Raw genomic sequence first — 25087 nt, forward strand, 5'->3', positions numbered from 1 at the left:
AAAAAGCGTGGAATGAGTATGAAAATCGTTATAGTCGAAGACGATATAAACATGAGAAAATCATTAGAATTTGCCCTTAGTGAATATCAAGATTTTGTTATTACATGCTATAAAAATGCCAATGATGCACTCAAAAAGATAGAACCTGATACTGATTTAGTGATTACGGATATCAATATGCCGGGCATGGATGGTATTGAATTTGTGAAACGATTGGAAAACCGATTTGATATTATTGTGATTACTGGCAATGCAACCCTCAATCGAGCGATAGATTCGATACGATTGGGAGTCAAAGATTTTTTAACCAAACCATTTGAAATCGATACGCTTGTCAATGCTATTAACCGCAATGTGAAACTTAGAAGCAAAGTATCAAAAAAAACAAAAACAAAAACAGTAGAGAATAGATATTTTTTAGGAACATCAAAAGCACTAGAAACCTCACTCGCTTTGGCAAAAAAAGCAGCTAAAACTGATGCAACGATTTTGTTATTAGGCGAAAGCGGTGTGGGAAAAGAGCTGTTTGCCAACTACGTTCATGATAATTCAAAACGTGCGGGAAATGCTTTTGTTGCGATTAATATGGCGGCCATTCCTGATAATCTTTTGGAAAGTGAATTATTTGGTTATGAAAAAGGTGCCTTTACAGATGCCACGAGTGCGAAACAAGGGTATTTTGAATTGGCGCATAAAGGGACTCTTTTTTTAGATGAGATTGCTGAGATGTCCATCGCCTTGCAAAGCAAAATTTTACGGGTGTTGCAAGAACGTGTGATTTATCGTGTGGGAGGCGTGAAACCTATTCCTATTGATGTTCGTGTGATCTCCGCTACAAATGCCAATATCACTGAGAACATACGAAATGGAAAGTTTCGTGAGGATCTCTATTTTAGGCTCAATACGATTCCGATAAAAATCGCTCCTTTGAGAGAGCGAAAAGAAGAGATTTTGACCATTGCGCAAAAAGTATTGTTGGAAGTAAAAGAGAAATATGAGCTCGGAGAAAAACATTTTTCAAAAGAGGCAGAAGAGTCTCTACTCTCTTATGCCTGGCATGGCAATATTAGAGAGTTGATTTCTGTAGTAGAGCGGGCGGCGATATTGAGTGATGATGTGAGTATCAGTGCAAATGACCTGTTTTTGGAGAGTAGAAGTGAAAAGAAAAATATAAAAAATATGGAAATAGATTTGATAAAAGAGGTGCTTCAAAGTGTCGATCATGATATTACAGAAGCGAGTAAGATATTGGTCATGAGTAAAAAAAGCTTAATGGATAAAATAAATAAATACAATATTGGGGTGAATAATGAGAAAATATAATGTCGCAATCGCAGGCGCCACAGGGGCAGTCGGCGAAGAGTTATGCAGAGTTTTGAAAGATTTAGATTTTCCGGTTGGAGAATTATTTCCATTAGCGAGTGCTAAAAGTGTTGGTATGGAAGTAGAATTCAAAAACAAAAACTATAAAGTATTAGAACTCACACAGAGTGTTTTTGCAGAAAAAGAAATCGATATTGCATTCTTTAGCGCGGGGGGAAGTGTATCTGCACATTTTGTACCATTTGCAGCAGAAGCCGGTGCGGTGGTCATCGACAATACCAGTCATTTTCGAATGGATGAAGACGTACCTTTGGTGGTACCTGAATGCAATCCTGATGATATTGGTGCATGGAAAAATAAAGGGATTATCGCCAATCCAAATTGTTCCACAATCCAAATGGTACAAGTTTTAAAACCACTCGATGATGTTTTTGATATCAAACGGGTGGATGTGAGTACCTATCAAGCCGTCAGTGGCGCAGGCAAAGAGGGTATGGAAGAGTTAGTTAAGCAAATGCAAGACTTTTTTGCATTTCGACTCAGTGAGAGCAAACACGAGAAATTTCAGCATCAAATTGCACTCAATGTCATACCACATATTGATGTTTTTATGGATAATGATTATACAAAAGAAGAGATGAAAATGGTCAATGAGACCCAAAAAATTCTGAATAAGAACATTGAAGTGAGTGCGACATGTGTGCGTGTCCCTGTCCTCAGAAGTCATTGTGAAGCGATTAGTATTCATTTTAATAATTCCGTTGATGCAGCAAAAGCACGCGAAGTACTAAGAGCTGCTCCGAGTATCGTGATTGTGGATGACCCAAGTAAAAATGAATATCCGATGCCTGTCATCTCAACCGATACCGATGAGACGTATGTGGGACGAATCCGCAAAGACCTTTATCGTGACAATGTTTTGCATCTATGGTGCAGTGCTGATCAAATCCGAGTGGGTGCAGCGACTAATGCTGTGAGAATTGCTAAAAAATGGATTGAATTAGAAGGTTAAATGATAGAAAAAATATTTGAATCAGGACTCTGGTCGACACGTTTTATTACGATATTTGCTGTGATATTTGGAGTGATTGGCTCTATTATCTTATTTATTGTAGCCAGTGTCGATATTTTTCATGTGAGCGTGTTGGCCTATCAATATTTTATATTAGGAACCGAGGTCAAAGAGTTTCATGTCGTCGTCGTGAGTGAGATCATCGGAGCGGTTGATTTGTATCTCATTGGAGTGGTACTTTTGATTTTTGGTTTCGGTATTTATGAGCTTTTTATCTCAAATATTGATGCGGCACGAGAAAAAGGTCGTATCTTGAGTATTACGAGTCTAGATCAATTAAAAGACAAGATAGCCAAAGTTATTGTGATGGTTTTAGTAGTAAATTTCTTTCAAAGAATTTTACACACGACCTATAATGGACCGCAAGAGATGTTATATTTTGCTGGGTCCATTATGGGTATTTCGATAGGATTGTATTTTTTGGGAAAGGTTGGAAAACATTAAATGAGTAAGATATTTGTAGATGCATGTTTGGGAAAAAAGACGCCTTATACTCCGGTATGGATGATGCGACAAGCGGGTCGGTATTTGCCTGAGTATATGGAAGTGAGATCACAAGCGGGTGATTTTCTCTCTTTATGCAAAGATTATGAAAAAGCATGCGAAGTCTCCTTGCAACCGGTCGATATTTTAGGTGTTGATGCGGCGATTATGTTCAGTGATATTTTGGTCGTTCCTCTTGAGATGGGGATGGATCTGAAATTTGTCAAAGGAGAGGGACCGGTTTTTTCTGATCCGATACAAAGCATGGCAGATGTCGAAAAACTCGATATTAATAAAGCAGCTGAAAATTTGCAATATGTGTATGATACCATTAAAGCAATCCGTGGTAAGTTAGCTGCTGATGTCGCATTGATTGGCTTTTGTGGGGCACCTTGGACGCTTGCGACGTATATGATTGAAGGGCATGGCACCAAGACGTATGCGAAAGTGAAAAAAATCATCTATTCGAATCCAGAATTGATGCATGCGCTTTTGAAAAAAACAACAGAAGCCCTAAAACTCTATCTAGAAAATCAAATCAAAAGTGGCGCTGATGTTATCATGATATTTGATTCTTGGGCGGCGGCTTTGGAAGAGAGTGCTTATTTTGAGTTTAGTTGGAATTATATCAAAGAGATTACGCACTTTTTAAAATCAAAATATCCCCAAACTCCACTGATTGTTTTTCCTAAGGGAATCAGTGGCTATTTGGATAAAATTGATGGTGATTTTGATGTTTTTGGCGTGGATTGGTCGACACCAATGGAACTGGCCAAAGAAAAACTTGGAGATAAATATGTGCTCCAAGGCAATATGGAGCCGACACGATTGTATGATAAAAAAGCGATTGATGAGGGCATCGAGAAGATCACTGCAGTGATGAAAAATGAACGTCATATCTTCAACTTAGGCCATGGTATCTTGCCAGATGTCCCTGTGGAAAACGCGCAATATTTCATCAAAAGCGTTCAAGAAAAGACAAAGTTCTAAACCATCATGGAAAAGATTATATTTGGTCCGGTCACTTCAAGAAGATTCGGACAATCTTTAGGGATCGACCTCTCTCCCGCACTCAAACAGTGCAATTTTGACTGTGTCTATTGTGAATTACAAGGGGCCAAACCTGTTGATGCGATGCGTGAAGTTGTCGCGGTAGATGACATCATTAGCGCGCTCAAAGAGGCCCTTGTCAAATTTCCTGATGTGGATGTCATCACGCTCACGGCCAATGGCGAACCGACACTATATCCGCATCTTGATATTTTGATTGACAAAATCAATGCACTCAAAGCAAATCACAAACTGCTTATCCTCACTAATGGAGCTACGATTGTAGAACCGCGCGTACGTAAGATGTTAGCAAAGCTAGATATTGTAAAACTCTCTTTAGATTGTGTCACCCCAAAATGTTTCAAAAGGATAGATCGCCCTTATCATGATATTAAAATTGAAGCGATAATCGAGGCCATGCGAGAATTTCGACGAGAATACAAGGGATTGTTGATTATTGAAGTGCTGGTGGTTAAAGGGATTAATGACAAAGAAGAAGAGTTTGAAAATATTTCGCGCGTCCTCAATGAAATCAACCCCGATCGCGTGGATGTTGGTTCGATAGACAGACCTCCTGCTTATAAGGTGGAGGGTGTTGATAGTGCGCGTTTACGAGAATTGGCACATAAAATCGAAAATCTAAATGTGAGCATTGCGTATCGCAAAGATTATACAGGAGAGATGAGAGATTTTACGCAAGATGAAATTTTGAATTTACTCTCCAAAAGACCGCAGAGTGCCGATGATGTTCTCTCTACATTTAGTCAAAAAAGTCAGAATATATTAAAAAATCTTGTGAAAGATGAAGTCGTCAAAATCGAAACGATTGCAAAAACGACATTTTATCGATATAAGATGTGAGCCACTGGCTCACATCTTAGTATGAAGCGCATGCTCTAAGCAAGCGCTGGAGTTTTTTTGAGTTTTGCTTTTTGTATCATGTAAACGGCTGCATAAATAGCAATACCGGCAAGATAACTCACATATTCATTTGGAAAATCTAGATGCTTTATCATCAGCTGTGGTTGCATTGTAAATGGAATAACAGAGATAAGCATCAACCTCTCAATAGTACTCACTTTGGTGAGAAACCATCCTTGTGTTGCTGACGTAAAGGCAAACATTCCCGCAAGTGCTGCTAAGAATATTGCCCCGATTTCCAGTGGATTGGAAATCCAAACCCATTTTGAAGGGTCATTTGGATCGGTTGGATCCACCGAGCTAATCATCAAAAGTTTGTTGTTGAAAAAGAACATAAAAGGCAATAATCCTGTCCTAATATCATAGAAAAATCCTTGAAGACCCGCTTTGATTGGATCGGCCTTAGCGATACCGGCTGCGGCGTATGCCGCCAAACCCACAGGAGGCGTATCATCGGCTAAAATACCAAAATAGAACACAAACATATGCGCCGCTAACATTGGGATAACATAGCCATTAGAAGCCGCCAGCTGCATGATAACAGGGGCGGTCAATGAAGCCATGACGATATAGTTTGCGGTTGTTGGAAGTCCCATACCGAGTATCAATGAGGTAATAGCAGTAAAGAGCAATACCAAAATAATATAACCATGAGAGAGTTGGTCGATAACATCGGCTAAAATGAGTCCAATACCCGTGAGCGTAACAGAGCCAACAATCACACCAGCCACACCTGTAGCTACAGCGATTGGCACCATTCCTTTGGCACCATTAATCATACCATGACCGATATCGGAGAACCCTTCGATAAGAATTCCCATAGTCAGCTTTTCTTTATCAATAATCGCTTTGATTGGTTTTTGGACTATCATGATAAGCATCATAAATAAGATGGCATTAAAAGCAGCACTTTGTGCTGAGTGTCTGAGGATAATCAATGTGTACATCAAGAAGAAAATTGGAATGATATAATGAATCCCTTTGATGAAAATCGGCCAAGCACGTCCGAGTTTTGATGGATCTTCACCTTTGATTCCTTGTTTTTTTGCTTCTAAGTGTACGATATAAAAGAGTGAAAAGTAACAGACAAATGCTGGTAAAAATGCAGCAAAAACGACCTCGGTATAATTGAGTCCTAAAAATTCAGCGATAATAAATGCAGCCGCCCCCATGATCGGTGGCATCAACTGACCATTGACCGAAGCGGAAACCTCAACTGCCGCAGCTTTTGCAGGTGGAAATCCCAATCGTTTCATGAGTGGAATCGTAAAGGTTCCAACGGTAACAGTATTGGCGATAGAAGATCCTGAAATCATACCCATTAAGCCTGATGCGGCAACTGATGCTTTAGCCGGACCACCATCATAACGTCCCAGCAATGTATAGGCAAGTTTGATAAAATATTCACCTGCACCCGCGCGATCAAGTAGCGAGCCAAATAAGACGAATAAAAAGACATACGACGCACTAACGCCCAGTGGTACACCATAGATTCCCTCTGTGGTAAGTACCATTTGTCCCATCAATTTACTAACACTAGCACCCTTGTGTGCAATCAAATCTGGCATATAAGGACCAAAATAATCATAAAGTAAAAATATACAAGCAATCAAAGGCAATGGTAAGCCCATAACCCGTCTTGCTGCTTCTAAAACAATCAATACCACAATGACACCGGCAACAACATCACTGGTCGTCCATGCACCTGAACGCATCGCTAGTGCAGTATATTCATACCATTTATAAAGTACAACGCTCACACCAACAATAGCAAATAAAAGATCATACCACGTGATGGTATTCCTAAGATTGGCTCTTTTGACGATTGGGTACATTGTAAATGCCAATGCCACAGCAAATGCCAAGTGAAATGATCTCAAATATACACTGTTGATAGGTGAGATAACGACATAAAGTTGGAATAATGACCAACAAAACGCGACGACTGTGACCAGCCAATAAGGTGATGTTCCTTTTTTGAAAACTCTTTGCCCTTCGAGTTCACTGATCAACTTCTCTTCTGCTGTCATGTGATCTTCTGATGCAATAGTACTGCTGTCGAGCTCTGATAGTGTTTCTAATTCTTCTTTGTTACCTTTTTGAATATCTTTAAGATATTCGGTTTCATTATCAGTTTGCTTTTTCAAGTTTGCCCCTCTTTAATAGTCTTGAGAAGATCTCTAAAATATATGATCTTTGTATTTTAGAGATCTTCTAGATGGTTCAGACCCGAAGGTCTAAACCAAGTGAAAATATAAATTACAGTAGACCTGCTTCTTTAAATGCTTTGATAGCACCTGGATGTTGTGGAATACTCAAACCATCAAGTAAGCTTTTTTTAGTAATTGTTTTATATGCTGGGTGTAGTTTTTTGAAAGCTTCAAAGTTATCTAAAATTGTTTTAACAACAGTATAGACGACTTTTTCGCTGATTTTTGAACTCGTACAAAGAACTGCTTTAACACCAATACTTGGTACATCATGAGTGACACCTTTGTAGAATGTACCAGAGATTAAGCCTTTAGCATAATATGGATATTTTTTTACTAATGCATCAACTGGTTTACCTTGAATTGGGATTATATCAATGTCAACAGAGTTTGCTGCATCTTTGATATTTGCGGTAGGATGACCAAAAACTGCAAAATAACCATCGATATGGTCGTCTTTTAGCATGGTAGGACCTTCGCTAGAAGAAAGTTCGTCTACTTTACCAAGCTCAGATTTTTTGATGCCAAATGCTTTAAGAACGATTTCTGTAGTCATTCTAGTACCAGAACCTGGAACGTCGATATTGATTCTTTTGCCCTTAATATCTTGTAATGTTTTGATACCAGATCTTTTAGCAACAACAAAAGCAAGTAGTTCAGGATAGATAGCTATAGTACTTCTCAAGTCTTTGATAGCTCTACCTTTAAATTTGCCTTCGCCATGATAAGCTTGATATGCAGTATCACTTTGAGAGATACCAAAATCAAGTTCACCTGATGCTATAGTATTAACATTATATACTGACCCACCTGTTGATTCAACAGAACATCGGATACCTGTTTTTGCTTTTTGCTTATTAACCATTCTACAGATAGCTCCACCTGTTGGATAATAAGTACCCGTAACACCACCTGTTCCTATAGTGATGAAGTGTGCTGCAAATGCAGGAAGACTTAGTGCACCCGCAAGTGCAATAGTAGCAAGTTTTTTGTTCATACAATCTCCTTTTGTTTTTTAACCCCATAATAGGTTAATTGCGCTAATATTAGCAGTTGTTGGCTTGATTTTTCTTAAAAAAAATTATGAGTTCGGAAAATATTAATATTAATTTAATTATATGTAAATATTGAGTAAATAAGTGCTTTACAATAATTTTATTAAAGTCTTGACATTAAAGACTTTTTTTACTATAATTTCGACCTCATTAAAAATATGTTCCGGATTAGCTCAGCGGTAGAGTAGGTGACTGTTAATCACTTGGTCACTGGTTCGAATCCAGTATCCGGAGCCATTTCATTTTAACCCCCTAAAATACGATATTTCAGAGACCTAAAAAGCTTCGGTAGCTAATGGGTAGCTTTTTTATAAAATATAAAAAGATACTAAGTTCAGCAGTATAGACGTTGCGTGGGAGTTTAGATTGTTGATAATCTTCTCTTTTTTATTTTTCTTATATCTTATTTTCCAGCAATCCTTCGAAAATTTTAGTAGATAGATTGATGCGTTGGACAAAGCTACTTTTTAGAGCGCGTTCGTGTGGGGTGTGGTCTCCATCTCCAAAGGGGCCAAAGCCATCGAGCACCGCTACACCGCGAGATGCTACGGTATTGGCATCACTGATACCGCCTCTTTTTTCTGTTGGTATTGTTTCTCCTGTGTACGTTTCTATACTTTTTAAAAAATTTATTTGCGCAGTATTTTCTTCCATAACATCTTGTAAGATTCCTCCACTTAGGATGGACTTTGTGCCTTTGATATATGATGTATTGACGATTTGATCGATGCCTTTAAGGAGTCTATCTCTCTCTTGTGCACAAGTATATCTCACTTCAAAAGTCAATTTTGCAAAAGGAGATATGGTATTGGCCCCGATGCCACCCTCGATTTTGCCGACATTGACCGTCGTGCCTGCCTCTAAATTGGTTAATTTTATGAGTTCTTGTATTTTATAGGAGGCTTCCAAATTGGCATCAATACCCAGGGCATAATGATTTCCCGCATGCGCTGCTTTACCTTTGATGTCGATATAAAAGAATCCATTGCCTTTTCTGGCGACCACGACTTCTAGGTTTTCTCCTGCTGATTCATAAACCATACAATAATCATAATCGGTGGCGATTTGCGAAGTGACCCATCTTGAGTCATCACTTCCTCCTTCTTCATCACTAACAAGCAACAAATCAATATTTTCAATTTTTCCATAGTGGCGATAAATATTTCTTAGCGCCTCTATTGCGACCATATTCCCACCCTTCATATCACAAACTCCGGGACCATATACCCAGTCTTTATCCTCTTTAAAATCGCAAAATGTTCCTGGTGGAAAAACCGTATCCATATGTCCTATCAGCAATAGTTTTCGCCCAGCTCTTTTAGAAGATTGAAATAATAAATGATTTCCTATCGCTTCGCGTTCAAAGACTTTGCAAGTGAAGTCTAATGGGAACATTTTCGTTTTATAAAGTGCTCCATTTTGATCGGTTCCGTTTTTATTCTTTGTGTATGAATTGATCATGATGAGTTCTTTTAATTCATCAAAATCTCTCATCGAGTTGCCTTGAAATTTTTGGAATGATGAAAATGCGCGAAGATTCTATTGGTTGCACGGATTTATTTTCCAAACCATTCTTCTAATTTATTTTTTGCTTTCTCTTTGGCCTCATCTGTGATGTACATGGCCACTGTTGCGATGGCGGCGGTGAGGACGCCTAAATCATCAGTGAATCCCACGATAGGGGTGACATCAGGTATCGCATCGATGGGTGATATAAAGTATCCAAGCGCTCCGATGATGACTGTTTTTGCCCATGTGGGAGTATTGGGATTTTGCATTGTATAATAAAGCTCCAAGGCTTTACCAATCACTTCAGCTCCTGCCATTTTGGCAAAGTTTTTGATTTTTTCCCAAAAGCTGTTTTCTGAGTAATCCTCTGAAAACCCTATCTTTTTATTTTCTTCCATTTGATCTCCTATCGTTTTATAAAGCTAGCAATTTAAAATCATTGCGCTCCAAACAAGCACTCTTGCAAAATGGCTCTTTGGCTCCATGCGAATGCGTGTGTCCGTGGATATTTAGCTCACAATTTGCCCGCACGAAAATCTTCTCTAATATTTGTGTGATACCATAGTATTTGATGTCATAGGGATTATTGTCAAAGACCGGGAAGTGCGAAAACATCACACGTTTTCCATTGAGATCCATGACCCAACATGCGAGGAGTTTATGGTGGAGTGCTTTTTGAGAAAAAGTATTGTTGAGCTCTTTTAATATCGCCTCTCCCTCAGGAATATCCAATCTCATAGAATCAATCACATCCCAGCCGAGCTCTTTATAGTACCGAAGATGTTTGCTTCTATCATGATTGCCTACGACCAGACTGATTTGACCTTTGAGATTTTGGGTTCTCTTAAAACCTTCTTTGAAGCTGACATCTCCCAGATGTAAGACATGATCTTCTTCTTTTACCGTCGCATTCCAAGTATCAATAATCATCGCATCAAAATCTTCATAACCACATGCTCGCATTTTTTCGGCTCGTGAGGGCTCAAAGGTGAGAATATTGCTATGTTCAAAGTGCGTATCTGCTATGATAAATTTGGGACTGTTTGTCATGATATAAAACTTTATAAAATATTTTTATTCACAATTATACAGTTTTTTTGTGTTCCCCTTCATGATCTAGCTTGGATTCCAAACTTTTTTGTATCATGATACTGGCATTTTTTAGCCCAACGCTGGATGTATTGATGCAAAGATCATAGACATTGATATCAGGAAATGCCCGTCCGGTAATCGTCTCTAAATAGATATTTCTATCTAAATCATCTTTTTCGACAATCTTGGTAGCTTCTGTTATGGAGACATGACGCATTTGGGAAATTCTCTGGATGCGATCTTCTTTTGGGGCATACAAAAAGACCTTCAAACAGCGCTTGTGGTGTCGCAAGATGTGATAGCTACCTCGTCCTAAAAAGATAGCAGAACTTTGCGCTGCAATTTGTGCGATAAATTTAGACTCAAGCTCAAAGAGTTCTCGATCAGTAGGGAGATATCCCGCACGGATTTCAGTAGTTGGGTCATCGAGCAGTTGTAAATTTTTAAATGCTTCCCAAAAAGAGGTCACCCTCTCGTCTCGGTGTTCGATATCCTTTTCTGAAATATTGAAAAAATCTGCTACTTTTTTTAATAAGGTGCGATCTACAAAAGGAATCGCAAGTTTTTGAGAGAGTTGTTTCCCGATATAGCTACCGCCACTTCCAAGTTGATGGCTGATGGTGATGACGTATTGATTTTTGGCATCAAATTTACGAGTTTTATGGGGACGCAGAAATGCTTTTTTGATTTTTTCTTCAAACTTGATGTATTTGATGGCACGGTCAATCATTTTTATCATGAGGCCGGTGAGTATTGCAGAGATGATAGTACCCTCACGAATTCCTCGAATCTCACCAAAATAAAATAAAGAGAATGAAATCGCGATGAGAACGAGGGAGGAGTCAAAAAGGAGCTTGGTGGTTCCAAATTTGATACCGGTTTTTGTGGCGAGCGTTTTGACGATGGATTCTCCCGGATTAATCAAGACATTAGCGCTCACTTCCAAATAAACGCCCAATGCAATCAAAAAAGAACCCAGCACGACAAAACTCACTTTTTCAGCATAAAAGGTTGGATTCACAGAAGACAACAATCCCATACTAAAATCAATAAAATAGCCAAAAATTACAGCAAGACTGACTTGAATCAAATTTTTCTTTTTAAAATCTTTCCTAAGAATCAGCAATTCAAGCAGGGTACATAAAATAGTAAAGTAAAATATAAAAGCACCAAAAGAGGGCTTAAATATCAAGCTTAACACATAAGAAGCACTCGAGATAGGGGACGTTCCGATATCTGATATGGTGATAAGACTGATGCCCAAGGCGATTAAAAATAGTCCGATGACTAATAAAATATAACGTTCAATGATTTTGGAATGTAACAAGATGGTTCCTCTTAAATAGTGTGAAATATAGTTGTGTATGAAACTAAAATTATAGTCATAATTTCTTAAAATGTGATAAATATTGACTAAAATGGCTTATTTAAGTAAAATATTAGTTGCAGAGAAACTATATAGGACTATATCATGAAAGATTTAACCAAATATATCTCAGTCTCTTATCGCCGGACTCAAATGTTTTATACTGAGCATTTAAAGGAGACTGAAATCAGTAGTGGACAATTTATGTATATTGTTTGTATTTGTGAGCATATCGGACTCACCCAAGATGAACTCTCCCATCGTCTTATTATTGATAAAAGTACCGTAGCGAGAGTGTTATCTCAGCTTGAATCTAGTGGCTTTGTCACTAAAAAGACAAATACCCACGACCGACGTGAATTTCATCTTTTTCCGACGGAAAAAGCGCTGGCAATTTATCCCAAGATTGTACAATTAAAAGAAGAATGGCATCACAAATTAGTAGAAAATTTGAGTGATATAGAGCGCGATATTTTAGCCAAACTACTTGAAAAAGTGATGGAAAATGCGGTGAATCATTGCAAAGGATAGTAAGCACAAGTAAATATTTGTTTTGCTAAAATTAGCGAAAATTGATTTTCTCACAAATCATTGATATAAAGGTATAAATAATGAATTTAGCTGATAAAGTATTGGCCGTCAATAACGACCTCCCAATACGCACGGATTTGCCCGTACACAGTGGTAAGGTACGCTCAGTTTATTGGTTGCGAGATGAGGACAGTCGTCGTCTCATCAAAGAAAAATCCTATGATGTGCCACTTGATACGCCACTTGCTATCATGGTGATTAGTGATCGCATCTCTGCTTTTGATTGTATTTGGAGAGGTGAGGGCGGTATGAATGGAGTGCCCGGTAAAGGGGCGGCTTTAAATGCTATCTCAAATCACTGGTTCAAGCTTTTTAAAGAGCGCCATCTCGCAGATAGTCATATCCTCGATATTCCCCATCCTTTTGTTTGGATTGTCCAAAAAGCAAAACCCGTGATGATTGAAGCGATTTGTCGTCAATATATTACTGGCTCGATGTGGCGGGCGTACGAAAAAGGAGCGCGCGAATTTTGTGGTATCAAACTACCTGATGGACTCAAAAAAGATTCCAAACTTCCAAAACTCTTGCAAACTCCTTCGACTAAAGGCATCTTAAAAGGGATTCCTGGTGTACCTGAGGCTGATGATGTCAATATCACACGTCAAAATATAGAAGAGAATTTTGATGCTTTTAATTTCAAATCACTTGAAGATATCACACTGTATGAAAAACTCTTGACGGAGGGTTTTGATGTGATTTCTGAAGCATTGGCCAAAATCGATCAAATTTTTGTCGATACCAAATTTGAGTTTGGTTATGTCAAAGACCGTCAAGGTCACGATAAGCTCATCTATATGGATGAAGTGGGAACGCCGGATTCTTCACGTATTTGGGATGCCAAAGCTTATGCCAAAGGCAAAGTCGTAGAAAATTCCAAAGAGGGATTTCGCCAACTGTTATTGCATCATTTTCCTGATCCTGATATTTTACTCAACAAATCACGCATGAGTGAGCGGGTTGCTTTGGCACGTGATAATGTATTGCCAGCAGAAGTGTTGATGGAGGTTTCAAAGACTTATATCGATATTGCGGAGAAGATTACGGGTGAGAAAATTGTACTTTCGGATAATCCAAAAGCTGAAGTGATTGAGATTTTAAAAGAGCAGTACCAATTGATCGATTAAAGTTATCATGATATACCATCACGCCTCTTGGCACGATGGTATATCTTTGTTTCGCTTATGAAGCTTTTGGAATCAGAAGATTGGCAAGATCCTCTTTTGCATTACCGGTAGTATGCAGATTAAAGGTCTCAGCCAAAAAGTTGAAGATATCTTCATTCACAAATTGTGGTGGTTTTGGTCCTAAATAGATATCTTTAATCCCCAAACTAAACAATGCTAACAAAATAATGACAGCTTTTTGTTCCATCCATGAGAGTACGATAGAGATTGGCAAGTCATTGATAGGTGTATTTAGTGCGCCACTAATCGCTTTGGCAATCTCAACCGCACCATTGGAATCATTACATTGACCCAAATCTAAATAGCGTGGAATCCCTGTGCCTTCAATCTCTCCAAAGTCGATATCATTAAATCTAAATTTTCCACAACTAGAGGTAATAATCACACAATCTTTAGGTAGATTTTCTGCTAGTTCTCTATAATAATTTCCCGCCTTACCCGGTGCATCACACCCTGCAATGACAAAAAATTGACGGATTTTTCCAGAATTGATGGCCTCTAAGATTTGTGGTGCTAGTGTTAAGATTGTTTTATAGTGATGTCCGGTGCTGAGTGTGGTATTGGCATCCATATTGGTATCTTCACACGCCAGCGTACGCTCGATTAATTCACTAAAATCATCATCAACAATCGGAGTACCCCCTTCGATACCTACGAGTTTATAAGTAAAAACTCTATCGACATAATCAGCATTTTTCTTTGGCGGAATGATACAGTTGGTATTGACGACAAAGGTGCCTTTGAATGTTTTCATTAATTGTACTTGATCAAACCAAGCTTTCCCGATATTCCCTTTTAGGTGCGGATATTTCCTTAGTTCAGGATAGCCGTGTGCTGGCAACATTTCTGAGTGGGTATAGACATTGATTCCTGTGCCTTCTGTGGCCTTCAACAGTGCTTCAAACATCTCTAAGTTATGTCCGCTGACTAAGATAGCTTTGCCTTCTACCTTATTTTGGGCAACTCTTACAGGTGTTGGAATACCAAACTTATTCGTGTGTGCATTCGATAATTTATCCATCACTTCAACTCCCGCACTTCCCACTTTCATCAGTTGTGCAATATGGTCGTTAAAATTAAAATTCACATTAGTAAGTGTGAAATAGAGTGTTTCACTGATGACATCATCGACATTTTTTGTTTGTAGTGGTGCCAACTCATTTAAATGCTCTCTATACGCACTTAATCCCTTTAGACCAAAGATCATGATATCTTGCAGACGGCTTAAATTTTCGTCTTTTCCGCAAGTACCGACAGTTGCGCCAGTGCTACCACATCCATTGGGTGCACTCATTTCGCATTGATAACAAAACATACTCATTTCTAAATTTCCCCCTAAATTTTTTTTGCAAGTGCAATGATATGTAATTTTTTGTAATTTAATATTGATATATGTCAAGGGTTGAAAAATAATTTGTGCTAATAGAAGTGGAGGAAATTGATACCATATAGAAAAAAATAAGACGTTGGTGGTCCGTGTAGGTTTCGAACCTACGACCCCATCATTAAGAGTGATATGCTCTGCCAGCTGAGCTAACGGACCGTTTTAAAAATAAAATAATATTCTTTCTTTGTTGAAACTCAGATTAAATGGTCTGCTTTGGTGTAGATAGGGTTATTGATAATGACAGGTGATAAAAGGCAAGAGTGTCTGAAAAGAGGTGATTTTTTCTTTTTGTATGTGGACTTCTCTGATGCTGAAATCTAGCTCTGGCGGTAGCTCAAAATGAGCAGATTCGATAGTATTGTCCCGAGGACAAAGGACGACAAATTTATCACCATGTACTCGAAATACCATTTGCGTTTTGTATTGCTCAGTGATGTGATGTGCCAAATCTATCAAGACGTGATTACCAGCTTCCCAGCCATATTTATTATTGTAATTATGGAGATGGTGCAAATCGATGATATGTATTTTGGTATATTTTGACGCTTTGATATCATCATGTAAAAAAACATTGAGATAATCGCCATTGTAAACATTGGTGAGTAAGTCTTTGAAAAAATAGGCAAATCTGTGAGTGTTTTTGGGGTCAGTGGGCATGACTTCCTCGAAATCTATCGTCTTTAAAGTGGAAAAATATTGTTTTGCATAAGGAATAATCTTGGGGTCAAATTGTGTGCCACTGTTGTTTTCAAGTTCTTTAATAGCCTCTGCTATTTCCATTCTTGGTTTATAGACACGATTGGTTGTCATTGCATCAAACGCATCGGCTACGGCCATGATACGTGAGAGCAAGGGAATCTTTTCGCCCTCTAAACCATCAGGATAGCCCTTGCCATCATAGCGCTCATGATGATGTCTGATGATTGTAGCGATAAACTTATAAGAGGCCATTTGATTTAAAATGCTAAAGCCAGAATGAGCATGTTCTTGCATCAATTGAAGCTCTCCTTGATTAAATTTACTAGGTTTCAACAAAATAGATTCTGGGGTGACGATTTTACCGATATCATGTAAATTTCCTGCACGAAAGATAATATCGATATCTTCGGCTGAAAGGGCCATATTTTTGGCTATTTGGCGTGAATATTTTGCAACGCGTCTTGAATGTCCTGCTGTGTAGATATCTTTTTCTTCTAGAATATTGACAAAAGAGAGCATCACCGATTCAAAATTTTCTTTGAGTTCTCGTTCTTGTTGTCGCTCTTTTGATAAGTCATACAAAAGACAGTTGGTGTGATCGAGTACGCCATTTTCGTAATACGAGAGATTTCCATAGACGCGAATAGGAGTCAAAGAGCCATTCTTTTGATCAACCAATTCAAATTCCGCATCGTCCATATAGCCTTGTTTTTGAAATCTACTAAAATCTTCTTTGAGATCTGGCGCGGTTTCTTTTGATAAAAATTCACTGAAATGTTTACCCAAATAATCGGTTTCGATATTGAGTAATTTTTTCCATTTTTTGTTTACTTTCACGATGTAGCCATTTTTATCTAAGGCCTGATATGCGATGGGAGCATTATCAAATAACTCTTCATAGAGTCGGTTTTTATTTTGAAGTTGAATTTGGTATTTTTTAAGCGCTATCGAGGTTTTTTCGAGTTGGGTGATATTTTGCATAATGACAACATAACGCAATTGCTCGTCGTAATCAAGTGGATGGACTTTGAGGGAGTGGATTTCTATTTTCCCATGAATATTGAGTTTGACTTTAATGTCTTGTTTGTCTTGATGGGCAAGTGCGTAATCAAGCCAATTTAAAGTACCGACGGTTTTACCAATATAGCCTTTTTTCTTATCTTCTATAAAAAAATCGCAAATACACGGATACTCTTTGAGAAGGTCTTCTATGGAATCATAGCCTAAAACGTCCAAAGTGTGTTGATTACACCAAAATAAATGCTCCCCTTTGATAGTGGAAATCACAATATTTTCTAAACTATTGAGCGTTTGTTTTAATAACCTTGGAGAAGAGAACATAGTGACCACCTTGGTTTGCGCTAAAGTTTGACATAGGTTCATTGTTGGTGAGTCATAATTATACTATAATTTCTGAAAAAAACCTATTTTATGGCGGTTTTTTTGGTATATAATTTATCAGGATTTAAAATATGAATCCTGATAAATCAGCGCTATGCTGAGAGTTTCTTGACGATCTTTTTCGCTGTTTTTTTGAGCGATTTTTTAGTTTTTAGTTTTTTGGCTATAACCTTTTTGATTGCTTTTTTTGTAACTTTTTTTCCTGCATCTGCTTTTTTTGCCGTAGATTTTACTACTTTTTTAACAGTTTTTTTCTTTAGAACTTTTGCCATTTTCATGCCTTTGTCTTAGAATTTTACTATTGGAGATAGTAAGTAATCACTATTATAGTTCTTCTGTGTATCAAAAGTCAAGTTGTTAAAAAAAACAAAACGATAAAGAGGTAAAGGTGAAAAAAAGGTACAAAAAATTAGCCAAATGTTTCAAATATTGGTTATAATTGAAACACAAAAAATATATCATGAGGTACACATGCATATTGCGATTATTGGAGCCGGTGGCGTTGGATGTTATTATGGTGCACGATTAGTCCAAGGGGGAGAGCGTGTCACTTTTGTAGCACGTGGAAAACATCTTGAGATGATGCAAGAAAAAGGTTTGGAAGTCATCCATCCAGATTTTACATTTCATCAATCCGTTGATGCTTGTGATATGAAGACACTGCTCACTCAACCATCTAAAACATTTGATGCTATTATTTTGTTAACCAAAGCGATGCAAACTGAATCCATAGCCATAGCGCTGTCGCATTGGTGTGAAGATCATACTCCTTATATCATCTCCTTGCAAAATGGTGTCGAGAATGAAGGCATCCTTGCGAAGTATTTGGACCCTAAAAAGATTATTGGGGGATTGAGTGTGAAGATTGGAGCGCATATCATGAGCCCTGGTATCGTGCATGCTGTGGGCGTTGCGCAAACGCCTCTAGGACTTTGGGAAGAGAGTGCAGATGGCACGGCATTTTTAACGCAATTTGTGAGTATCATGAACGCAAACCATATCCCCACAACAATCTCACCAGATATTCGATTGGAGCTTTGGAAAAAACTCATTATCAACAATGGCGTCAATGCGCTTTGTGCCTTGCTCGAAAAACGCACGGGCGAGGTAATCGCAGATGCGCATCTCTCTAAAATCGTATTGGGACAAATGAAAGAGACGGCAATCGCGGCCAAAGCAGCATCTGTTACGATACACGATCATGATGTCATCGAGATGTTTGATGTCATCAAAAAATTTGATTCGATTAAGCCCTCTATGTTGGTCGATAGAGAACATAATCGCCCGATAGAACTCGATGAAATTTGTGGTGTCGTCATCAGAAACTGCGAATCTCAAGGTCTGGATGCTCCTTATACGAGAAGTGTCTCGACATTACTGCGTAGTCTGTATCACGTCTAAAATACCCAACATACTCTTTTATTAAGATGACATTAACACACGGTTGTCACTACATCAAGGTTCTGGTAGTAAAATTCTAATAAATTATTTATGGAGGAAAAGATGAATCGATCGTCTTTAAAAGATATAGCGACATCAATGACCAGTTTGGTATTTTTAGTGATAGCAATCAGCGGGGTAATGTTGTATTTTCATATCTTAGATGGCAGTGTCAAGAGTATGCATGAGATTATGGGGTTGGTGTTTGTAGCCGTAGCGGCGTTGCACCTGTTTTTTAATTTTAAACCAATGAAGCGCTACTTTGGCAAAAAGATTTTTATGGTTTCTGTCATTCTGGTTGGATTGGTGAGTACGGGATTTATTATCAACAGCAGCAACGGGAGCAATAATCCAAAACAACTCATGATCAAAAGCCTTTTAAATGCACCGATTGCCGATAGCTTGAAAGTGTTAAACATCGAGTACAATCATGCTACACAAATTTTGAAATCTAAAGGTATCATGATAGAAAATAATCAAAACATTGATGCCATCGCAAAAGCCAATCAACTCAGCCCGATTGCCGTGGTTAAAATGCTACAAGAGTAAATACTTCGAGTATTTTTGTCTATTTTTTCTACAATTTTTTATTTGATATGTTCCATTGTGGGTGTAAAATTATCGCAAAGGAAATGATTGAAATGAAACAACTGTATATTATTAAAACGGGTGATACTTTTGAGGAAATCAAGGCATCACTCGGAGATTTTGAGGATTGGATTGCCAATCGTACCGGCCTCTCTCAACCCGTCGTGATAGATGTGCAAAAACACGATGCGCTACCTGATGTGACATCGTGTCGGGGAGTCATTATCAGTGGCTCTCATGATATGGTGACTGAGAATCTAGAATGGAGTTTACAAGTCGAAGATTTTATCCGACTTTTAGCCCGCCACCATGTGCCGACATTGGGTATTTGCTATGGACATCAACTCATCGTCAAAGCTTTGGGCGGACGTGTGGATTTTCATCCTCGCGGTATGGAATTAGGGAGTGTGAGGGTTCAGATGAAGCAAGAGGCTAAAGATGATGCTATCTTTAAGCATCTCCCGAGTACATTTGTAGTGCATGTGGTGCATTCACAAAGTGCTATGAGTTTGCCAGCAGGAGCTAGGGTATTGGCTTTTAATGATTTTGAAAATTTTCATGCCTTTCGAATGGAGTCCAATATCTGGGGCGTGCAGTTTCACCCTGAATACACCCAAGATGTCATGAATGCGTATATCAAAAAAGTTTGTGACGTAGAAAATAGAGGGCAAGAAACGCTTCAAACGCTTCTTGCAAATACTCAAGATACAACATTTGCCAATCAAGTGATTCCTCTATTTGTGGATGTGTGTATGCGCTAAATATTACGACTCTTTGGCAACTTTCAAGCCTCCCCAAGTTTGACATGTTGGCATCACTTCAAGAGTATTGACATTGACATGTTCTGGTAACATGGAGAGTGTATAGATGAGGTTGGCGATATCCTCAGCGACCAAAGGCTCAATTCCCTCATACACCTTAGCGGCTTTTTCAGTGTCACCTTTAAAGCGCACATCGGAGAATTCTGTCTTAGCGGCACCCGGTTCGATGTTGGAAACTCTGATATTGGTGCCAACTAAATCAGTACGGAGATTTCTGGAAAATTGTTGGACAAATGCTTTGGTGGCTCCATAGACGTTACCCCCTTCATAAGGCCAATTTCCCGCAGTGGAGCCAAGGTTGAAGATGTAGCCGCTTTTGCGAGTGACCATCACCGGCAACACCGCTTTGGTGACATACAAAAGGCCTTTGATATTGGTATCTACCATGATATCCCAATCTTCAATCAGGGCATCATTTGCATGGCCAAGACCGAGTGCTAAACCCGCACTGTTGATGAGAATATCAATATTTTTATAGTCTGAGGGCAATTCTGCAATTGCTGAAAATACCGCATTTTTATCGCTAACATCAAAGGCTACTGTATGGACTTGACAATCTTTGAGCTCATTTTTCAATGATTCTAATTTATCTAATCTTCTGCCTGTTGCGATGACTTTGTGTCCATTTTGGGCAAATAATAAGGCACACTCTCTACCAAATCCTGAAGTCGCTCCGGTTATGAAAACTGTTTTTGACATGTCGTATATTCCTTTTCACTATAAATTTTTACTTCTTATTAATTATAGCAAAAGAGCGTTGAGAGAAAGCACGAAATGTGCTATATTTTTATGATAATATTTATTATAATCTAATCGAAATAATATTATGATGTGAACGATAAAAATAATAAAACAAGGAGAATAGATGAGTGTATTGATTGTCTTTAATCATGAACCCTATGATGATACAGATGTGACATGGAATGGTTTGAGATTGGCTGATAAATTGCAAGAAGCGGGAGAGGAAGTTCGCATATTTTTGATGAATGATTCTGTTGATATGGCACGAGATGTTTGTAAAAAACCGGATAATTATGACCAAGATCTCTCACAAATGTTAAAAGATTTGATAGCAAAAAATGTTCAAGTCAAAGTTTGCGGTACGTGTATGTCTCGATGTGGTATCTATAAAAATCATCCCTATTTTGAAGGAGCCGAAAAATCGACAATGCCAGAACTCGCCTCATGGGTTATAGACAGCGATAAAGTCCTCACGTTCTAAATCGTTACTTTGGCATTAATATCAAAGAGCTGAGGGAGATAAAATCCCCCAGCGTGTGGTAACACCATAGTGTGTTATTTGTCAATCCCACGTGCTCCCAAGTTACCATATCGATGGTAACTGTGTGAGATACTTTGTTCATGGAGATAGTTGAGCAGTTCTAATCTTCCCTCCATCATCGGTTTTTGTCGGATGATAAACGTGGCGAGTTTTGCTGCCTCTTCAAAGACAAAATCACTCACTTTAGTGATATCTGAATAGAGAATACGATCTACTTTTTTGAAGCATTTTACGAAATCTTCTTCACGCTCTCGTGCGATAAAATCGGTTGATTTAAGAAGGGCGTCTTTATTTTCAAATAAAAATGCAATCGTTTCACTCTCAGCATAATCGACGCTAATATGGAGCTTAACCCCACAGATATGTGCGGCCATAATCCTTGAAATCGTTTCAAATACACTATCGTCTTTGGAAACTCTGAGGGCGACTTTGTTCAAAGGTAAATATCGGAAGATATTGTCTTCTCCCCGAAGTTTGAAATAATCTTGCTCGATATTAAATTCAGTTTCAAAATTATAAAGATAACTCTCAAGTGCTGCTTTTAGTTTTTCAAAATCTGTTGTGAAATTTGTATAGAGACCTTTTTTGGCATCAGAAATCCATTGATCGATTTTCTTGTGCATTGGTCCCACAGGTACCGATGGTGTCTTAGGTGTGGCAACCTCTTCATAGTTAGAAAATTGTGTGACATAATTATAATGTCCCGCTTTTCTTCCCGCTCCGATGGCAGATTTTCCCATACCGCCAAATGGCTGTCTGAGTACCACAGCACCGGTAGTCCCACGGTTAATATAAAGATTTCCCGCTTTGATGTGCTCTTTCCAATATTCTACTTCTCTGGCATCCAAAGATTCTAAACCCGAAGTCAAACCATATCCGGTTTTGTTGACGATATTGACGGCTTCTTCGAGATTTTTTGCTTTCATGACAGAGAGTACTGGTCCAAAGAGTTCATTCATATGACAAAAGTTACCATCTTTGACACCCCAACGAATCGCTGGTTTGAGCATGTACTCATTATCATCTGCAAATTCTGGTTCCAATGCCCAAGATTCGCCCTCTTGCAAGGAATCGATTGCTTTTTTAAGATTGCCTCCGATTGGATTGGCGAGCGTTCCGATGCGGTTGACAAAATTCCAAACTGAACCGGTTTCCATACTTTTGGCGGCATCAACAAGCGCACTTTTGAATCCTGGGTCGTTGTAAACTTCTTCTTCTAAAATCAACAAAGAAGTAGCCGAACATTTTTGACCACTGTTTGAAAAAGCAGAATGAATGACATTTTTAATCGCTTGTTCACGGTCACTCATCGCGGTGACAATCGTAGCATCTTTTCCGCCAGTTTCTGCTGTGAGTAAGAGATCCGGTCGTGCTTCTAGCATCTTGTATGCGGTATCTTCTCCACCGGTTAAAATCACGAAATCAACATCTTTATTTTTGATAAGATGTTCTCCTGCTAATGCGCCCGGACAAGGGAGATATTGGAGCGTATTTTTGCTCACACCTGCGTCCCAAAAACATTGACATAATTGATAAGCAGACAACGCTGCGGCACTTGCTGGCTTGATAATGACGCAGTTACCCGCGGCTAATGCTGCGGTAATACCACCGGTTGGAATAGCAATAGGGAAATTCCATGGTGGGGTGACGACACCCACGCCTTTGCCTTCAAATTTCAGATTTTCATAGGCTTCAAAATGTCGTATTGCATGGGAATAAAACTCTAAAAAGTCAATCGCTTCACTCACTTCAACATCGGTTTCTCCAAATACTTTTCCCACTTCTGCTGCGGCAATTCCGACTAAATCACCCCGTTTTTTTCTAAATTCGTTGGCAACATTGCAGATGATTTCATGTCTTTTTTCATGGCTAAGTGCGCGCCATCCATCCACATCCGCTTTAGCGACTTTGACAGCTTCTTGAAGGTCTTCTGCGGTTGCTAGCGTAAATTCTCCTGCGATGATATTGTCTTTAAGTTGTGATTTATCGAGGGCTATTTGTGTTTTACGATCTTGGCTGATTTCTTTGCCTCCCACAACGATAGGCACTACAGTGTGTTGGGTATCTTTTGAGGCCATCCATTTTGCACGGATATCCTTGGCCCATTGTTTATTGTCGGTCATGATAAAATCAGTATCTGGTTCATTCGTAAATTTTCCGGTTTGGAAACTACTGTTTTTAAAATCGTCCCAGTTTTCTTTGAGTCTGCTTTGTTGTCTTTTGGCACCGATGAAGATATTACTGGCGTTTTCAAAAGAGTCGATAAAAGCTTGTTTGAGCATTTCCCAATCGGCTGATCCGACTTTGAGACCAAAAGAGTATCGAATAAAGTTCTCTTTTCCGGTATTTTCATCAAGTCGTCGTACCAAATACGCGATTGCATTGGTAAATTGCTCTTTTTTTGCAGCCGGGGCATAAAGAATAATATCAGTACTAATCTCTTTGATGGCAAGACGTGCGGATTCACTCATCCCCTCAAGCATCTCCATAGAATAATAATCCAACACATCGTACTCTTTGGCGAGCGTATAAGCATAAGCTTGTTCAAAGAGGTTATGCGATGCGGTACCAAGATTGAGATATTGGATGTGTTCTTTTCTCATGCCGTATTCTGCCATGATTTTAAAGTTACTATCGGTATCTTGTTTCTTGTCATAAGGAGCACAAGCCCACCCTCGCAAGGAGGCTTCGGTCTCTTCCATCTCCATGTTCGCACCTTTTACCAGACGCATTTTGAGTGGCACACCGCCATCCTCGACTCGTTTCTTTGCAAATTTAATCAATTTTTGTTGCCAAAGATGAGAATCAGGGAGATAGGCTTGCAATACAATTCCGGCTCTAAAATCTTTGAATTCTGGTTGGCTGAGTGTTTCTGTAAATGCTTGATAAGTGAGTGCCAAATCACGATACTCTTCCATATCAAGATTGATAAATTTATTCTCTTGTTCTCCTTTGCTGTTAGTAAAGCTGAACTTTTTCGCTTGGGCAAAGATGGTGCTTAATCTCTCTACTAATTTACTCACCGTATCTTCAAAAGAGACGGGGTTGATCTGTGAGAAGAGTGTGGAAATCTTGATGGAGATGTAATCGACATTGGGATTTTCGAGTAGTTTGAGGTATTTTTCCATGCGACCTTTGGCTTCTTCTTCACCTAATACAATCTCTCCAATCAGATTGATATTGACTCTTGTTCCTTCTGCTTTTCTTTTTTGTAAATGTGCATTGAGTATGTCGTCTTCGCCTTTAATGACGACGGTTTTGGTATCCTCTCTGATATTATTGATAAACAGAGGGATTGAAATATTGGGTAAATAAATACCAATATTTAAAAATAAAAAGATGAGAAATCGCTCACTACTGGTGAAAAAGGAAGCGAGTCCGTATTTGGTAAAAAGGTACTCGATTTGATTTGCGACTCTCTTTGTGTTTTTGCTACGAAAACTTTGATCCATCAACTCGATAAGCATCACTTTATCTTTTGGATGGCTGAGCATTTTATTCATTTTGACATGGAATTTTTTGTCAAAATCACTGACTAATTCATCCGCTCTTGATTGCCAAACTTCAGCCAATTTGATGGCTTGCTCCATAACCGCCTTATTCTTTAACATCA

22 protein-coding genes and 2 tRNA genes are annotated in these 25087 nt (G+C 38.7%); 12 read left to right on the forward strand and 12 right to left on the reverse strand.

Going from position 1 to position 25087, the window contains the following annotated elements; all coding sequences use genetic code 11:
* Positions 1–18: 18 nt before the first annotated feature.
* The 5 genes from SFB89_RS02475 to SFB89_RS02495 are packed head-to-tail and all read left to right on the forward strand — an operon-like array spanning position 19 to position 4789.
* Positions 19–1323, forward strand: coding sequence for a sigma-54-dependent transcriptional regulator (locus SFB89_RS02475; protein WP_331775369.1), 1305 nt, complete (start codon positions 19–21; stop codon positions 1321–1323).
* Entirely contained in the window at positions 1310–2335 is a 1026-nt protein-coding gene (locus tag SFB89_RS02480; RefSeq protein ID WP_331775370.1) for an aspartate-semialdehyde dehydrogenase, read from the forward strand. Before SFB89_RS02475 ends, SFB89_RS02480 begins: the two co-directional genes overlap by 14 nt.
* Entirely contained in the window at positions 2336–2839 is a 504-nt protein-coding gene (locus SFB89_RS02485) for a YqhA family protein (protein WP_331775371.1), read from the forward strand.
* Positions 2840–3868 carry a uroporphyrinogen decarboxylase gene (gene hemE / locus SFB89_RS02490; RefSeq protein ID WP_331775372.1) on the forward strand — a complete coding sequence of 343 codons (1029 nt, stop codon included), beginning with the start codon at positions 2840–2842 and terminating at the stop codon, positions 3866–3868. It begins immediately after the preceding gene.
* A gap of 6 nt (positions 3869–3874) precedes the next feature.
* A complete protein-coding gene (locus tag SFB89_RS02495) occupies positions 3875–4789 on the forward strand; it encodes a radical SAM protein (protein ID WP_331775373.1) in 915 nt (304 codons plus the stop codon).
* Positions 4790–4824: 35 nt separating this feature from the next.
* On the opposite strand, the gene SFB89_RS02500 is transcribed toward SFB89_RS02495, so the two are convergent.
* Both SFB89_RS02500 and SFB89_RS02505 read right to left on the reverse strand, forming a co-directional pair.
* Positions 4825–6996, reverse strand: a complete 2172-nt coding sequence (locus SFB89_RS02500) for a TRAP transporter permease (RefSeq protein WP_331775374.1) — start codon at positions 6994–6996, stop codon at positions 4825–4827.
* 112 nt (positions 6997–7108) lie between these two features.
* A complete protein-coding gene (locus tag SFB89_RS02505; protein ID WP_331775375.1) occupies positions 7109–8056 on the reverse strand; it encodes a TAXI family TRAP transporter solute-binding subunit in 948 nt (315 codons plus the stop codon).
* A 220-nt stretch (positions 8057–8276) separates the two neighbouring features.
* On the opposite strand from SFB89_RS02505, the gene SFB89_RS02510 reads away from it, so the two are divergent.
* Positions 8277–8351 (forward strand) — tRNA-Asn (locus SFB89_RS02510).
* Between the two features lie 159 nt (positions 8352–8510).
* Here the strand turns inward: SFB89_RS02510 and SFB89_RS02515 are convergent.
* The 4 genes from SFB89_RS02515 to SFB89_RS02530 all read right to left on the reverse strand — a co-directional run bounded on the left by SFB89_RS02515 (position 8511) and on the right by SFB89_RS02530 (position 12042).
* Positions 8511–9608 carry a M20 family metallopeptidase gene (locus tag SFB89_RS02515; RefSeq protein WP_331775376.1) on the reverse strand — a complete coding sequence of 366 codons (1098 nt, stop codon included), beginning with the start codon at positions 9606–9608 and terminating at the stop codon, positions 8511–8513.
* A gap of 62 nt (positions 9609–9670) precedes the next feature.
* Positions 9671–10021 (reverse strand): YkvA family protein, encoded by a 351-nt coding sequence (locus tag SFB89_RS02520; RefSeq protein WP_331775377.1) that lies wholly within the window; start codon positions 10019–10021, stop codon positions 9671–9673.
* Between the two features lie 16 nt (positions 10022–10037).
* Entirely contained in the window at positions 10038–10673 is a 636-nt protein-coding gene (locus SFB89_RS02525) for a metallophosphoesterase family protein (protein ID WP_331775378.1), read from the reverse strand.
* Between the two features lie 34 nt (positions 10674–10707).
* Positions 10708–12042, reverse strand: coding sequence for a cytidylate kinase family protein (locus tag SFB89_RS02530; protein ID WP_331775379.1), 1335 nt, complete (start codon positions 12040–12042; stop codon positions 10708–10710).
* A 144-nt stretch (positions 12043–12186) separates the two neighbouring features.
* Here SFB89_RS02530 and SFB89_RS02535 point away from each other — a divergent pair, with 144 nt between their 5' ends.
* Both SFB89_RS02535 and SFB89_RS02540 read left to right on the forward strand, forming a co-directional pair.
* Positions 12187–12612, forward strand: coding sequence for a MarR family winged helix-turn-helix transcriptional regulator (locus SFB89_RS02535; protein WP_331775380.1), 426 nt, complete (start codon positions 12187–12189; stop codon positions 12610–12612).
* Positions 12613–12692: 80 nt separating this feature from the next.
* A complete protein-coding gene (locus SFB89_RS02540; RefSeq protein WP_331775381.1) occupies positions 12693–13796 on the forward strand; it encodes a phosphoribosylaminoimidazolesuccinocarboxamide synthase in 1104 nt (367 codons plus the stop codon).
* A gap of 55 nt (positions 13797–13851) precedes the next feature.
* Here SFB89_RS02540 and hcp read toward each other — a convergent pair whose 3' ends face one another.
* The 4 genes from hcp to SFB89_RS02560 all read right to left on the reverse strand — a co-directional run bounded on the left by hcp (position 13852) and on the right by SFB89_RS02560 (position 17615).
* Positions 13852–15177, reverse strand: a complete 1326-nt coding sequence (gene hcp, locus SFB89_RS02545) for a hydroxylamine reductase (RefSeq protein ID WP_331775382.1) — start codon at positions 15175–15177, stop codon at positions 13852–13854.
* Between the two features lie 146 nt (positions 15178–15323).
* Positions 15324–15399 (reverse strand) — tRNA-Lys (locus SFB89_RS02550).
* Positions 15400–15471: 72 nt separating this feature from the next.
* Positions 15472–17283, reverse strand: a complete 1812-nt coding sequence (locus tag SFB89_RS02555) for an HD domain-containing phosphohydrolase (protein ID WP_331775383.1) — start codon at positions 17281–17283, stop codon at positions 15472–15474.
* 152 nt (positions 17284–17435) lie between these two features.
* Entirely contained in the window at positions 17436–17615 is a 180-nt protein-coding gene (locus SFB89_RS02560) for a hypothetical protein (protein WP_331775384.1), read from the reverse strand.
* Positions 17616–17814: 199 nt separating this feature from the next.
* On the opposite strand from SFB89_RS02560, the gene SFB89_RS02565 reads away from it, so the two are divergent.
* The 3 genes from SFB89_RS02565 to SFB89_RS02575 all read left to right on the forward strand — a co-directional run bounded on the left by SFB89_RS02565 (position 17815) and on the right by SFB89_RS02575 (position 20132).
* Positions 17815–18744: a ketopantoate reductase family protein gene (locus tag SFB89_RS02565; RefSeq protein ID WP_331775385.1), complete on the forward strand. Its 930-nt coding sequence runs from the start codon at positions 17815–17817 to the stop codon at positions 18742–18744.
* A gap of 102 nt (positions 18745–18846) precedes the next feature.
* Positions 18847–19332, forward strand: a complete 486-nt coding sequence (locus SFB89_RS02570; RefSeq protein ID WP_331775386.1) for a DUF4405 domain-containing protein — start codon at positions 18847–18849, stop codon at positions 19330–19332.
* 92 nt (positions 19333–19424) lie between these two features.
* The gene (locus SFB89_RS02575) at positions 19425–20132 is read left to right on the forward strand and encodes a glutamine amidotransferase (RefSeq protein ID WP_331775387.1); all 708 of its coding nucleotides are present in this window, start codon (positions 19425–19427) and stop codon (positions 20130–20132) included.
* Positions 20133–20135: 3 nt separating this feature from the next.
* Here SFB89_RS02575 and SFB89_RS02580 read toward each other — a convergent pair whose 3' ends face one another.
* Positions 20136–20891: an SDR family oxidoreductase gene (locus tag SFB89_RS02580; RefSeq protein WP_331775388.1), complete on the reverse strand. Its 756-nt coding sequence runs from the start codon at positions 20889–20891 to the stop codon at positions 20136–20138.
* 166 nt (positions 20892–21057) lie between these two features.
* On the opposite strand from SFB89_RS02580, the gene SFB89_RS02585 reads away from it, so the two are divergent.
* Positions 21058–21414, forward strand: coding sequence for a DsrE/DsrF/TusD sulfur relay family protein (locus SFB89_RS02585; protein WP_331775389.1), 357 nt, complete (start codon positions 21058–21060; stop codon positions 21412–21414).
* 74 nt (positions 21415–21488) lie between these two features.
* Here the strand turns inward: SFB89_RS02585 and SFB89_RS02590 are convergent, their stop codons facing one another.
* Positions 21489–25085, reverse strand: a complete 3597-nt coding sequence (locus tag SFB89_RS02590) for a bifunctional proline dehydrogenase/L-glutamate gamma-semialdehyde dehydrogenase (RefSeq protein ID WP_331775390.1) — start codon at positions 25083–25085, stop codon at positions 21489–21491.
* Between the last annotated feature and the right edge of the window lie 2 nt (positions 25086–25087).

The organism is Sulfurospirillum sp. 1612 (assembly GCF_036556685.1).
Lineage (GTDB): Bacteria > Campylobacterota > Campylobacteria > Campylobacterales > Sulfurospirillaceae > JAADIZ01.

Bases quoted from the DNA above. Each gene is read 5' to 3' on its own strand.
- SFB89_RS02565 (WP_331775385.1), top strand. From the start codon at position 17,815: ATGCATATTGCGATTATTGGAGCCGGTGGCGTTGGATGTTATTATGGT.
- SFB89_RS02505 (WP_331775375.1), bottom strand. From the start codon at position 8,056: ATGAACAAAAAACTTGCTACTATTGCACTTGCGGGTGCACTAAGTCTT.
- SFB89_RS02560 (WP_331775384.1), bottom strand. From the start codon at position 17,615: ATGGCAAAAGTTCTAAAGAAAAAAACTGTTAAAAAAGTAGTAAAATCT.
- SFB89_RS02570 (WP_331775386.1), top strand. From the start codon at position 18,847: ATGAATCGATCGTCTTTAAAAGATATAGCGACATCAATGACCAGTTTG.
- SFB89_RS02495 (WP_331775373.1), top strand. From the start codon at position 3,875: ATGGAAAAGATTATATTTGGTCCGGTCACTTCAAGAAGATTCGGACAA.
- SFB89_RS02590 (WP_331775390.1), bottom strand. From the start codon at position 25,085: ATGTTAAAGAATAAGGCGGTTATGGAGCAAGCCATCAAATTGGCTGAA.
- SFB89_RS02475 (WP_331775369.1), top strand. From the start codon at position 19: ATGAAAATCGTTATAGTCGAAGACGATATAAACATGAGAAAATCATTA.
- SFB89_RS02480 (WP_331775370.1), top strand. From the start codon at position 1,310: ATGAGAAAATATAATGTCGCAATCGCAGGCGCCACAGGGGCAGTCGGC.
- SFB89_RS02535 (WP_331775380.1), top strand. From the start codon at position 12,187: ATGAAAGATTTAACCAAATATATCTCAGTCTCTTATCGCCGGACTCAA.
- SFB89_RS02580 (WP_331775388.1), bottom strand. From the start codon at position 20,891: ATGTCAAAAACAGTTTTCATAACCGGAGCGACTTCAGGATTTGGTAGA.
- SFB89_RS02485 (WP_331775371.1), top strand. From the start codon at position 2,336: ATGATAGAAAAAATATTTGAATCAGGACTCTGGTCGACACGTTTTATT.
- SFB89_RS02585 (WP_331775389.1), top strand. From the start codon at position 21,058: ATGAGTGTATTGATTGTCTTTAATCATGAACCCTATGATGATACAGAT.
- SFB89_RS02555 (WP_331775383.1), bottom strand. From the start codon at position 17,283: ATGTTCTCTTCTCCAAGGTTATTAAAACAAACGCTCAATAGTTTAGAA.
- hcp (WP_331775382.1), bottom strand. From the start codon at position 15,177: ATGAGTATGTTTTGTTATCAATGCGAAATGAGTGCACCCAATGGATGT.
- SFB89_RS02540 (WP_331775381.1), top strand. From the start codon at position 12,693: ATGAATTTAGCTGATAAAGTATTGGCCGTCAATAACGACCTCCCAATA.
- SFB89_RS02515 (WP_331775376.1), bottom strand. From the start codon at position 9,608: ATGAGAGATTTTGATGAATTAAAAGAACTCATCATGATCAATTCATAC.
- hemE (WP_331775372.1), top strand. From the start codon at position 2,840: ATGAGTAAGATATTTGTAGATGCATGTTTGGGAAAAAAGACGCCTTAT.
- SFB89_RS02520 (WP_331775377.1), bottom strand. From the start codon at position 10,021: ATGGAAGAAAATAAAAAGATAGGGTTTTCAGAGGATTACTCAGAAAAC.
- SFB89_RS02575 (WP_331775387.1), top strand. From the start codon at position 19,425: ATGAAACAACTGTATATTATTAAAACGGGTGATACTTTTGAGGAAATC.
- SFB89_RS02525 (WP_331775378.1), bottom strand. From the start codon at position 10,673: ATGACAAACAGTCCCAAATTTATCATAGCAGATACGCACTTTGAACAT.